Consider the following 12,793-nt stretch of genomic DNA (forward strand, 5'->3'; position numbering starts at 1 on the left):
AAAAAATAATGCATTTTATGAAACAAAAAAGGATTTCTTAACAAATTTAGGATGATTTGTATGATAATATAAAAATATGGGCTTAAAATGAGATATTTATAATGAGGTTCTGAGGTTCTAAGCTGCTGAGATACTAAGTTTTTTTCGCCACGAATTCACGAATTAGCGCAAATATCTGTGAAATTAGATCTAATCACACAGATTTTCAAATAAAAATTCGTGAATTCGTGGCTATTAAAATAATCCTGAAACCGGTTTATTCATAATCCCGATCTTAGCATAATCAAAATTCATTTTTTCTTTTAATAAAGATGCATACACACTTCTGAAATCTATTTCATATTTTAAATCGCCATTATCTAAGTCGGCCAGATTTGGATTTTTGCCTAAAATTGTGCCTTTGTTATTTCCACCAATTATAAACATTGGCGCTGCAGTTCCGTGATCTGTTCCATTTCCGTTATCTTTTACTCGTCTTCCGAATTCGGAGAAAACCACAACTGTAACATTTTGCAATAATTGAGCTTCTTTTAAATCAGAATAGAAACTAAATAAAGCATCATTTAAATCGGTTAGTTTTCTTTCGTGAATGTAAAGCTGATTATCGTGTGTATCAAATCCGTTAAGAGACGTATAATATACTTTTGAGTTTAGGTTTCCTTTTATTAAACGTGCAATCCATTCCAGGTTTTTCGATAACTCTGTTTTGGGATAACTGATTTCTGTTTTGGATTTTGCTAATGCTTTTTGGATTTCATCTGAACCTTCTGTAACGGAATTAGCAATTTTTCGAACAAAATCTAAATGCGGATTTTTAGATAAAGTCACATTTTCTTCTTTTGATTTTACTTTAAATCGATCCGGATCTTTTACGGTTATAAAATTTGGTTCAACTCCTTTTAAAGCCAAATTATCAATCGAATCTAAATTTATTCCCGCTGTTGCCTGATGTCCGTTGCATTGCAGATCTAAAAATCTTCCAAGCCAGCCTTCGTTTATATATTTATTAGAATCGGTTGCCGTCTGCCAAATTTCCTGACTTCTAAAATGCGAACGAATTGGTTCTGGATAACCGACATTTTGAATTACGGTTAAATCGCCATTTTGCTGCATTTGAGCAAAATCTTTCAACGAAGGATGAAATGCCATTCCTTTATTCTTTCCAACAACTAAATCTTTATTTAAAGCAATCTTCGTTCGTAAATCATAATATAACGGATCATCGTACGGAATGAAAGTATTTAAACCATCATTTCCGCCATTCAACTGAACAAAAACGACACATTGTTCTCCCACAACCAAATTGTTTTGAGAACCAAAAGCGTGTAAAAATTCAGGAAGCACAAGCAGTCCGCCTGTGAAAGTTCCTGTCAATGTTAGAAAGTTTCTTCTGTTCATGATTACTGCTTTTTAGATTAATTGATATTCCGGAAGTTTTGTGATGTAATTAAAAAGTCTGACCACGGCAAAATCAGCGTGTGGATCTTTGGGATCAAAATCGTATTTCAAAAGATTCTCCATGTCTTTCTGAGCCGAATCGCTGACAGTAAATAATAATCGGTCTGACAATTCAGAAATGATGGTTTTGTTATTTCCTTCTGAATCAAAATTGACTTTTACCGCAACTTTTTCATATTCCGATTTTTCTTTTTCAACTCCGTTCATCATCGTTTTCAAAACTCTTCTATTTAGGCTTTTACCACTGCACAATAAATCGGCCGTATTATTTCTTTGAAGATAAATCTGTGAAGTCAACCAGGAATTTCCGCCATCCCAACCTTTTACATTAACCTGATTATACAAATCCATTCCCTGCTGTTTTACAAATGCCATAATCGCTGCGTCATCAACATTCTGTATCTGCAATTCCTCACAAAGCTGTAAAATATAAACCAGTGGATTTTTGATTTTATTTCCAGAATTTTCTTTTTTAAATTCTTCAGTAAAGATTTTAGTCAATAAAGGTTCAATTTCAAACTTTTGCTTTCGAAAATAATCGCCATAATACACTACCAGATCTTCGGGCGGATTATCATAGACAAACCATTTCAGAATTTTTCTTGTAATGAGATATGGAATGTTTTTTTGTTCGAAAATAATATCTACTAAATCATCTGCTTTCCAGTTTCCAGTTTTTCCGAAGTAAGTTTTATCGCTGTTGTCTTCGATATTTTTTCTGTAAACAGCACCTTCATCGCCAATATTCAATCCAGCCAAAGCTTTTGCACCATTTTTAATATCATTTTCTGTATAATTTCCAATTCCGATTGTGAATAGTTCCAGTAATTCACGGCTTAAGTTTTCGTTGACTTTCCCTTTTTTGTTATCGCCATTGTCTAAATATCGAACCATTGCATTCGATTTCAGAATCTGTCTGGTTAATTCTTTAAAATTGCCAAAAGCATTTTCGCGCAAAATCATATTGTGCTGGTAAATCCAGTAATTGATTTTCACTTTTTGTGAAGTCGAAACAAAATGATTGTGCCAGAAACAAACCATATTTTCACGCAATGGAAATTCATCATTTCGCATTTTAGCAATCCACCATTTTTTGAATTCGGCAGTTGCTTGATTTTCTTTTTTCTGAATTTCCTTTTTGGTTTCGGCATCTGAAGTTTTGATGATTTCCCGAACTTGTTTCAACTCTAAAGTAGTTTTAGGCTGATCTTGCAGAAAGTCTGGAAGTGTTGTATCAAATTTTGAATTATAAGATTGCTTTAGAAATTTTTCTAAGCCGAGTTTTTCAATTTTTGAAGTTTGTTTTCCTGAAAAACCTAATCGTAAGGACCAAAGACTGCTTTTTTTCATTGTTCAGAAATTATTACAATAAGACTCGATTCTTTTTAAAAGGTTTAAAAAGAGAAGATTCTGAGTTACTTAGTTACTAAGATGCTAAGTTTTAAAAGTCTTTGGTAATAATTAGAACGGAGAATTTTTGAGGATATTATCAAATCAACCAATTAAAAAAGCAACCTGTTAAAGGTTGCTTTTTTATTAATAAATAATTCTTAATTTCGTCTTTTCCGTAAAAGTAGAATACAAATCATCAAATATTTGCTTATCTATTCCTAATTCATCGAAAAGAGATTCGTTATTACCCGCATGTAAAGTATCTCTAAAAAAAGTAAAACACTTTTTTAAATTTCTTGGAATGCTTAAATCAATATCGTGTGGTTCATTTTTTCTATATGCAGATAGTTGTGTAACCCATCTTCTATATTGATCTGGAGTTAATGCAATTTGTTTAGCTTTATACAACAACGCACCAACAGACATTTTCCAATAAGCTTTTAGCATAAATAATTTTTCTAAAGTTAATCTGCTAAATTCACCATTAAGTGCTCTTTTGGGCGCTATAAATTCCGAAGCAAATTTATTCGCTTCTGCTTCCTCATCACGATTACTTTCAACAATAAAATTTAAATGCATAATTAGATGTCCCAGTTCATGAGCCAATGTAAACACTTTTCTAGCATTCTGTATTTTATTATTAATTAAAATAACTGGACTTCCTTTAATATAAAAACTCACTCCATCTAAAGTTTTATTCTCTGGGGTAACAAAAGGATAATCAAAAAAATGGACAAAAACCCCTTTTGATTCAAGCAACTCTACAATGTCATTTATAGGAGAAATCCCTAGACCGAAAAGTTGTCTTATTTCTAAAGCTAATGCTTCAGGATTCAATCCAAACTCATTCAAATCAATACTTGGAATTTTATTGTCAGGAGCTTCAATCTCGTCTAAAAAATGAGAAATATGATTTGCAATTAGGGTTAATCTAGATTCAAATAAATCTGTTGTGCTTTTAGCAGTAGATGAACTTTGTCTGTAATAAATTTTAAGATTAAGATTTTCAATTTTTTGCAAAAAGAATTTTTTATTTACAAATGGAGATAAATCGTTGACAATATCTTCATCTAGAGGCCTCAGACCTTTTTCTATTTTTGAAATAACTGTCTGAGAAACACCTAAAAAATCAGCAAACTTTTTTTGACTTAAACCTTTATATTCCCTATAAAGTTTAAGCGTTTCATTGTTATAAGTCATATCATTAGATTTTTTGGTTAAAAATCGTATTGAAATATTTGATACATTACTAATTAATACTATTATTTTTCAGCTCTCCTGTTTCCTTTTAACTTAGGACTCCAATCATCTCCTTTATTATCTTCAGAAGATGATGTGTCTTGATTAAATAAATTAGGAGTAAAGATATCTTTAAGACTAATTAGAAAATTAATCGCTCCATCTTTATAATTAACACACTTTACATCCTCACAAACTAGACCTGTACTATCTAAGGTCGGACCAACAAAAACTATAGGTAAAGGCTTATGAATACCTAAATCCGCCAGTTGTTCTAACATTTCTTTTGAATAAGGAACTTTTTCCTCTCCATTTAATATAGTTTTAAATCTTTTAGAATAAAAACTACTTACCCTCCCTTTTTTATCTATCTTTTTCAGACAAACTAAAAATTTACCTTCAACAAGAAAATAATCAACTCCATGACTTTTAAATCGACTAATTTTCTTTCTTAACCCTTCATCTAGACTAAGCATTCTAACAAACTCTCGTTTGACTAAACTACTTATTCTAACTGGTTTTGCATTCCTGAAATCGTATTCATCAGGAAATTTAACAATTTGCATTAAAGCGCGCGAAGCTCCATTTCTAATGGCTTCGTATGATTTTTCTAAAAAATCTTCTAAAAATTCGGACTTAACACCTTGTGTATATTCCGGAAAAAAATTAATTTTGCGTAACATTTTAAATTAACTGTTTTTTGTAATGCATCAAATATTTCAAAGAACGACCTTATAAAAGCTCAACGTTGGCGCGTTGAGCTTTTTTATTTTCACCAAAAATACGACATATTTTTAATCTGCGCAAATTGATTAAATTTTATTTTATTATAAGTTTAATATAAATTTATTTTTACATAAAACTCATAAAAAAAGGAAGACAAACTCCCTTTTTTTATTCTGATTTTTAACAAAATTAACTTCCACACATTTCACAATCCTCAGGATCTGCCGCTTGTGCTTTTAAAAGCATCGCTTTGTAATCCTCAACACTGATAGCTTCAGTTTCTGCAACTAAAGAAGGAGCTGTTTCTTCTTTTTTATCATTGTTTAATGTGAATTTAATCGCATCTACAGCCGCTTTTGTTCTTAGGTAATACATTCCTGTTTTTAAACCAGACTGCCAAGCATAAAAGTGCATTGACGTTAGTTTAGAATAGTTGGCATCCTGCATGAACAAGTTCAACGATTGAGACTGGTCAATAAAATATCCTCTTTGACGAGACATATCGATAATATCTTTCATCGACATTTCCCAAACTGTTTTGTAAAGATCTTTTAAGTCTTGCGGAATCTTATCAATATTTTGAACAGATCCGTTATGACGCATAATTTCTTGTTTCAAATCTTCGTTCCATAAACCTAGTTTTACTAAGTCTTCTAGTAAATGTTTGTTTACTACGATGAATTCTCCAGACAATACACGACGTGTGTAAATGTTTGATGTATATGGTTCGAAAGCTTCGTTGTTTCCTAAGATTTGAGAAGTCGATGCAGTTGGCATTGGTGCTACTAACAATGAGTTACGAACTCCGTGTTCTACCACTTCTTTTCTTAATGAAGCCCAGTCCCAACGTCCTGATAATTCTTCATCTTTCATTCCCCACATATTGTATTGGAATTCTCCTTGTGACATTGGCGAACCTTCGAAAGTTGAATATGGCCCTTCTTCTTTTGCCATTTCCATAGAAGCGGTTACAGCAGCGAAGTATAATGTTTCGAAAATCTCTTGGTTTAATTTTTTAGCTTCATCACTTGTAAACGGCATACGCAACATGATGAAAGCATCAGCTAAACCTTGCACACCTAAACCAACTGGACGGTGGCGCATGTTTGAGTTTTCAGCTTCTTTTACTGGGTAATAGTTTCTGTCGATTACTTTATTCAAGTTACGCGTTACACGTTTTGTAACATTGTAAAGTGCCTGGTGATCGAATTCTCCGTTATCAATGAACATTGGTAAAGAGATTGAAGCTAAGTTACAAACTGCAATTTCATCTTTAGATGTAAACTCCATAATCTCTGTACACAAGTTAGAAGAACGAATTGTTCCTAAATTCTTGTGGTTTGATTTACGGTTTGCTGCATCTTTATACAACATATATGGCGTTCCAGTCTCGATTTGTGATTCTAGGATTTTCTCCCATAATTCACGAGCGCGGATTGTTTTTCTTCCTTTTCCTCTGAATTCGTAATCTGTATACAATGCTTCGAATTCATCTCCGTAAACATCATATAATCCTGGACACTCGTTAGGACACATCAAAGTCCACGTTGAATCTTCCTGAACACGTTTCATGAATAAATCTGAAGTCCACATTGCGAAGAATAAATCTCTCGCACGCATTTCTTCTTTTCCTGTATTTTTCTTCAAATCCAAGAAATCAAAGATATCAGCATGCCAAGTTTCGATGTAAATCGCAAAACTACCTTTACGTTTTCCACCACCTTGATCTACGTAACGAGCCGTATCGTTGAACACTCTTAACATTGGAACAATTCCGTTTGAAGTTCCGTTTGTACCACGAATGTAAGATCCAGTCGCACGAACGTTATGAATAGAAAGTCCGATTCCTCCTGCTGATTGCGAGATTTTTGCTGTTTGTTTTAATGTATCGTAAATACCATCAATACTATCATCTTGCATTGCCAAAAGGAAACAAGAAGACATCTGTGGTTTTGGAGTTCCTGCATTGAACAACGTTGGCGTTGCATGCGTAAAGAACTTTTTAGACATTAAATCGTAAGTCTCAATAACCGATTTTAAATCGTCTAAGTGAATACCAACAGAAACACGCATTAACATGTGCTGCGGACGTTCTACGATTTTTCCGTTTATTTTAAGAAGATAAGAACGCTCTAAAGTTTTGAAACCAAAGTAATCGTAATTAAAATCTCTTGTATAAATGATATGAGAATCTAAAAAAGCAGCATTTTCCTGAATCACTTTGTATACATCATCAGCAATTAACGGCGCATCTTGGCCATTTCTTGGATTAACGTAGTGATACATATCTTTCATCGTTTCTGAGAAAGATTTTTTTGTATTAGAATGTAAATTTGAGATTGCTATACGAGCTGCCAATTGTGCATAATCCGGATGAGCAATAGTCATAGATGCTGCAGTTTCTGCCGCAAGATTATCCAATTCAGAAGTCGAAACTCCGTCATACAATCCTTCGATAACTCTCATCGCTACCTTTACCGGATCTACAAGCTCATTCAAGCCGTAGCACAATTTTTTGATTCTTTCTGTAATCTTATCAAACATTACGGGCTCTCTATGGCCATCTCTTTTTACTACATACATAAGCTTACCTTTTATAGTTATTGAAAAAATGAAAGTACATAGAGAACGAACTCCAGCACTTAAACATTGCGTGTTTTTAAATTAATTTTAGAGAATTACCAAATTCTCAATAGTTACTTGTTTCAAATTCGAAAATCGAATTTAAATACGTCAAAAATTGCTATTGAACCTGCGACTTGGGGAAAGAGGCTCAACCTTAAAAAATAATCTGTAATCTTTTTTTAGTATCTCTAGAAGATAGACACTAAAAGTATTTTTGTTGTCTAAAAATCTGCATCAAATGAAATTTTCTGAGCATCACTGTCATTGTTCATGACACCTGACTTTTGATACTCCGCAACACGTTTTTCAAAGAAATTAGTTTTTCCTTGAAGCGAAATCATGTCCATGAAATCAAATGGATTGGCTGATCCGTAAACACGCTCACATCCTAATTCAACCAAAAGTCTATCAGCAACAAACTCTAAATACTGTGTCATTAAACCAGCATTCATACCAATTAAACTTACTGGAAGAGACTCAGTTACAAACTGTCTTTCGATATCCAATGCATCAACAATAATTTCTTTAATTCTTTCTTTTGGCACTTTGTTTACCAAATGATGATTGTGCAAGTGAACTGCAAAATCACAATGTACACCTTCGTCACGAGAAATCAACTCATTAGAGAAAGTCAAACCTGGCATTAAACCACGTTTTTTCAACCAATAAATAGAACAGAAAGCACCTGAGAAAAAGATTCCTTCAACAGCAGCAAAAGCAATAAGTCTTTCAGCAAACGAATCAGACTCGATCCATTTTAAAGCCCATTCTCCTTTTTTAGCAATTGCAGGGAATACTTCCAAAGCATTAAACAATTCTGTTTTTTCAGCTTCATCTTTAACGTAAGTATCAATCAATAAAGAATACGTCTCACTATGAATATTCTCCATCATGATTTGAAATCCGTAGAAAAACTTCGCTTCGGCATATTGAACTTCATTTACAAAGTTCTCAGCCAAGTTTTCATTTACGATTCCATCAGAAGCTGCGAAGAATGCCAAAATATGTTTGATGAAATATCTTTCATCATCATTTAATTTGTTATTCCAGTCTGTCAAATCTTGGTGCAAGTCAATTTCTTCGGCAGTCCAAAAACTTGCTTCCATCTTTTTGTACCATTCCCAAATATCATGATGTTTAATCGGAAAAATAACGAAGCGGTTTTTATTTTCTTGTAATATTGGTTCGATTTGTGACATGACAGATTCTGTTAATTTTTGTATTGAATTTTGCGCTTAAACAAGCAGTACAAAGATTGTCAATTAACGGGAAAAATGAAAGGCAAACTTATTCACAATCTGCTGTAGTTTTTAACAACGCTAAAAATTGCGATATTTTTCAGACAATAATTAATTATTTGTAAATGAGATATTTAAAACTCATAAATCTTCGGAAACAGCCGTAAAATATAGACTTTTAAATATAAAATGCAAGTAATTTTTAATAGTTTTCAAAAAAGATTTTTTGAGTTAAAAGTTTATTTTTTTGAGTTAAAAATATGTAGTCAAAAAGACTATATAACGGATAGGTATTTTTATGAATTTTTAAGCTCTTCGGCTACTTTTTCCAGTTCCATATACCAATCCTCGCCAAAACGACGAATCAACGCTTCTTTGACAAATTTGTAAACAGGAACTTCCAATTCCTTTCCTAAAGAACAAGCATCATCACAAATATCCCATTTGTCATAATTAACTGCTGCAAATTCTGTGAAGTCCTTTACACGAATTGGGTATAAATGACAAGAAACTGGTTTTTTCCAGCTTACGATTCCTTGGTTATAAGCCTGCTCAATACCACAAAGTGCCGTTTTTCCATCAAAAATTACATAGGCGCAATCTTTATTATCGATAAGCGGTGTTTCAAGATCTCCATCGGTTCCTTTAACCCACGTTCCCTGTGCTTCGATCGCTTCGATTCCTTCTTTTCGTAAAAAAGGTTTTACTTTTGGGTAGATTTCTTCTAAGATTTTCGTTTCAGCCTCATTCAAAGGCGCGCCCGCATCTCCATCAACACAACAAGCTCCTTTACAAGCAGACAAGTTGCACACAAATTCTTTCTCCAGAATATCTTCTGAAATAATCGTTTTTCCTAACTGAAACATGATATTAAAATACTCTAATTTATAAAGCGCAAAGATAGTCAAAGAAAGCAGATATTCTTTCTTAAAATTTAACCGCAAAGTTCGCAAGGGTTTACGCAATCCCGATAGCTATCGGGAGCAAAGTATTATTAGTTTTTTTATCCTTGCGAACCTTGCGTAATTCTTTGCGGATTTTTGCGGTTAAACCAGTTATTGTTATAAATATCACTTTTTTAATATATAAAACGTGTTTTTATAACAAAAATACATCTTAGAGAAAAAACACCTAACTTTATTATTTACTTTTGCAGCAGTTTTTAAACGCTTAAAATCAAAATGATATGTTAGAAATCGACTTCAAAGAAATCATTACTGTTAGTATGGTACTTTTTGCCGTAATTGATATTGTAGGTTCCATCCCAATTATTGTGAATTTAAGAGCTAAAGTAGGCCATATAGAATCTGAAAAAGCTTCTATTGTTGCCGGAGCTATTATGATTGTTTTTCTTTTTGTTGGGGAAGGTTTACTGAACCTCATCGGTATTGATGTCCATTCATTTGCCGTTGCAGGATCTTTTGTATTGTTTTTTCTTGCTTTGGAAATGATTTTAGGAATTCGAATTTATAGAGACGAAGAACCAGGTTCTGCTTCTATTGTGCCATTGGCTTTTCCATTAATTGCAGGAGCAGGAACTATGACTACTTTATTGTCGCTTCGTTCTCAGTTTCATACTATTAATATTATCATTGCCATTTTACTCAATATCATATTGGTTTACATTGTTTTGAAGTCTTCTAAGAAAATCGAAAATTTACTGGGAGAAAATGGACTTGGAGTGGTTCGCAAGACATTTGGCGTGATACTTTTAGCAATTGCTGTTAAATTATTCGCCGCTAATGTTAAAGGTTTGTTTGTCTAAAATTTATTTTTATACTTTTACCCCATAAAATTTCTAAAATACAACTTTAAGACATTTTTTAAACCTTAAAGTTTTACTTTATTATTTTAGACCAAACAGAAATAATCTTATGAAAATTTTTACTTCAATCTTAGTGCTTTTAGCATTGGCTTTAATCGTTTTTAATATTACGTTATTAGACTTTAAAAACCCTTTTCAAGGAGATAGTATGGTAGCTTTTATTGGAATAGCCGCTTCATTTTGCGCCGTTTTGATTCTTTTGATTTTTAGAATCTCAAAAAGAATCGAGGAGAAAATGAATGAAAACAGATAATATGTTTGATGTTTTAATTATTGGCGGTGGCGTATCGGGAATATCTTGTGCCCTTGTCTTAGGATCTGCAAAAAATAAAGCTTTTGTGACCGATAAAAAAATCGGAATTTTTACGCATCAAAAAACTTCTTCTCTGCAAGAAGCAATTTTTTATAATGCTTACGGCATTACACCGGGCAAATTAGGCTCTGAATTACTTACAGAAAGCACGCAGGATCTAGCCTCGACTTATCCTCATATTGAACAGATTCCAAATGAAAAAGCAATTAAAGTAGAAGGAACTTATCCTGAATTTACTGTCACTACTAATAAAAACTCCTACCAAACAAAAAATATCGTTGTGGGAATTGGTTCTGCCAATACTTTTGACATTGAAGGCTTAATGCAATATATTGAACCTCATAAAAAAGCACTTCCTGAAAAACAGCGTATTCAGTTAAAAAATGAAGATCATAAAGTTGCTGACGGTATTTACGTTATCGGCACTTTAGCAGGTTGGAGAAGTCAGCTGGCAATTGCTGCCGGAAGTGGCGCTGCAGTCGCAACAGATATTCTTACTTTATGGAATAACGGCGTACAGACTCACGCTCATGATAGCATTCGATAAATCTATTTTTTGAATTGCACTTTATTATATTTTGGTAATGGAGGTAAAGGCATTAATAATGTATCAGTATGCATTGAAAAAGCTATTATCGCTTTCTTTTTTTTAGCAAAAGAGAGAGTGTCTCTCATCTTTTCATATTTTCCCTCAACCTGATTTACTTTTAAAGTAACGTACAATTTCTTTATAGCCGAATCTATATTATTGCTTTTTTTAAAATAATACTGATAATATTTTTCTTCGTTGTTAAAATAAACAACTTTTAACCTAAACATTGGAGAGCTTTCCATACAGCCATCTTGCTTATAAGAGTGCACAAGAGCTTTATTTTCGTCTATTTCAGGCAAAAACTTCAATAAATCATTTAATAATTTCGAATCAATCTTCGAATGAAAATAAACTTCATTTTTATTAGGAGAGAATTCACACACATAACTTTGATTATCTCCGTCTAAATTTAGAATGGAATATAATTTTGGCTGAATGTAAAATTCCCCTTTAAAAGATTCTGTAGGATACTTTAAATCCCAATTGTAACATATCAACTCAACACTTCTAATATCTTGTTGATTTGAAGAACATCCAAAAGTTAAAAAAATCAAAACTATCAGAAGCTTATTCATTTAATATTGATTAGTTTCTTTTAATGAGTTTCAACTACTACTTAACAGAAACAATTTCTGTTACTTTAATATGGTTTTCGTCATCGGTTTTCCATTTTTCTCCTTTTACAGCAACTACATCTCCAATTTTTAATTGTTTATAGTTTTGAGGCCCGCCAACATTTACAATACTGATTGTGGCGAAATATACTTCTTTAGTATCTGTTGTAATTTTTGCGGTGTAACCGTCTTTTCCTCCTTCTATAGATTCTACTTTTCCTGAAATTGGAGCATTGGAATCATTTTTCATAGTGTTGCAAGAGATTACGAAAGCCATTATAACTGCTAGTAAAGTTATTCTTTTTAGATTTTTCATATATTTTAGTTTAACCGCGAAGTTCGCAAGGGTTTATGCTAGGTTCGCTAAGTTTTATTTTAAGTTTATATTATTTTCTTTTCCAAGATTCATGCCAGCTGAATACAGCTTCCCGCAATAACTTTTAGATTATTTTCAAATTGTTTCCAGACTCTAATATATTTGAAAACACCCTTTATTGGAGTTGTTTCGTAAGTTCCTTTTAATGAAATGGTAACAGCAACTACAGCCGAATCATCAATGATATTAATAATTTGATCCGAAGCTTCCAAAGAATCAATTTTCATTTTACCTGAGCGATACGAATTCAAATCAAATTCTTTAGTTATCGTTTGTCCGTCTGGAAGATTGAATAATAAATCATCGTGCAGCATTTTTTCCAAAACCAAAACATCCGAACTCTTAACTGCAGTCAGAAGTTCTATTTCTGCATTAATAACGGCTTCTATTTTCAT

General features: G+C 32.6%; 13 protein-coding genes. 3 read left to right on the forward strand and 10 right to left on the reverse strand.

Going from position 1 to position 12,793, the window contains the following annotated elements; genetic code table 11:
- Positions 1-234: 234 nt before the first annotated feature.
- From P2W65_RS02720 to P2W65_RS02750, 7 genes are all read right to left on the reverse strand, one after another.
- The gene (locus P2W65_RS02720) at positions 235-1,398 is read right to left on the reverse strand and encodes a DUF1501 domain-containing protein (protein WP_289663405.1); all 1,164 of its coding nucleotides are present in this window, start codon (positions 1,396-1,398) and stop codon (positions 235-237) included.
- Between the two features lie 12 nt (positions 1,399-1,410).
- Complete coding sequence (locus P2W65_RS02725; protein ID WP_289663406.1) at positions 1,411-2,808, reverse strand: DUF1800 domain-containing protein; 1,398 nt, start codon at positions 2,806-2,808, stop codon at positions 1,411-1,413.
- A gap of 186 nt (positions 2,809-2,994) precedes the next feature.
- Positions 2,995-4,050, reverse strand: coding sequence for a helix-turn-helix domain-containing protein (locus P2W65_RS02730; protein ID WP_289663407.1), 1,056 nt, complete (start codon positions 4,048-4,050; stop codon positions 2,995-2,997).
- Between the two features lie 62 nt (positions 4,051-4,112).
- Positions 4,113-4,772 (reverse strand): hypothetical protein, encoded by a 660-nt coding sequence (locus P2W65_RS02735; RefSeq protein WP_289663408.1) that lies wholly within the window; start codon positions 4,770-4,772, stop codon positions 4,113-4,115.
- Between the two features lie 232 nt (positions 4,773-5,004).
- Complete coding sequence (locus P2W65_RS02740; protein WP_179001753.1) at positions 5,005-7,398, reverse strand: ribonucleoside-diphosphate reductase subunit alpha; 2,394 nt, start codon at positions 7,396-7,398, stop codon at positions 5,005-5,007.
- A gap of 263 nt (positions 7,399-7,661) precedes the next feature.
- Entirely contained in the window at positions 7,662-8,639 is a 978-nt protein-coding gene (locus P2W65_RS02745; RefSeq protein WP_179001755.1) for a ribonucleotide-diphosphate reductase subunit beta, read from the reverse strand.
- Positions 8,640-8,974: 335 nt separating this feature from the next.
- A complete protein-coding gene (locus tag P2W65_RS02750) occupies positions 8,975-9,544 on the reverse strand; it encodes a DUF3109 family protein (RefSeq protein WP_091494802.1) in 570 nt (189 codons plus the stop codon).
- A 320-nt stretch (positions 9,545-9,864) separates the two neighbouring features.
- On the opposite strand from P2W65_RS02750, the gene P2W65_RS02755 reads away from it, so the two are divergent.
- From P2W65_RS02755 to P2W65_RS02765, 3 genes are all read left to right on the forward strand, one after another.
- The gene (locus P2W65_RS02755; protein ID WP_091494800.1) at positions 9,865-10,443 is read left to right on the forward strand and encodes a MarC family protein; all 579 of its coding nucleotides are present in this window, start codon (positions 9,865-9,867) and stop codon (positions 10,441-10,443) included.
- A gap of 109 nt (positions 10,444-10,552) precedes the next feature.
- The gene (locus P2W65_RS02760; protein WP_132987565.1) at positions 10,553-10,756 is read left to right on the forward strand and encodes a hypothetical protein; all 204 of its coding nucleotides are present in this window, start codon (positions 10,553-10,555) and stop codon (positions 10,754-10,756) included.
- Position 10,757: 1 nt separating this feature from the next.
- A complete protein-coding gene (locus P2W65_RS02765; RefSeq protein ID WP_289666152.1) occupies positions 10,758-11,363 on the forward strand; it encodes an FAD-dependent oxidoreductase in 606 nt (201 codons plus the stop codon).
- Between the two features lie 2 nt (positions 11,364-11,365).
- Here P2W65_RS02765 and P2W65_RS02770 read toward each other — a convergent pair whose 3' ends face one another.
- From P2W65_RS02770 to P2W65_RS02780, 3 genes are all read right to left on the reverse strand, one after another.
- On the reverse strand, positions 11,366-11,983 hold the full coding sequence (locus tag P2W65_RS02770) for a hypothetical protein (RefSeq protein ID WP_289663409.1): 618 nt from the start codon (positions 11,981-11,983) through the stop codon (positions 11,366-11,368).
- 37 nt (positions 11,984-12,020) lie between these two features.
- The gene (locus P2W65_RS02775; protein WP_179001759.1) at positions 12,021-12,338 is read right to left on the reverse strand and encodes a hypothetical protein; all 318 of its coding nucleotides are present in this window, start codon (positions 12,336-12,338) and stop codon (positions 12,021-12,023) included.
- 89 nt (positions 12,339-12,427) lie between these two features.
- Entirely contained in the window at positions 12,428-12,793 is a 366-nt protein-coding gene (locus P2W65_RS02780; protein ID WP_289663410.1) for a nuclear transport factor 2 family protein, read from the reverse strand.

The sequence above is a fragment of the Flavobacterium panacagri genome (assembly GCF_030378165.1).
GTDB classification, from domain to species: Bacteria; Bacteroidota; Bacteroidia; order Flavobacteriales; family Flavobacteriaceae; genus Flavobacterium; species Flavobacterium panacagri.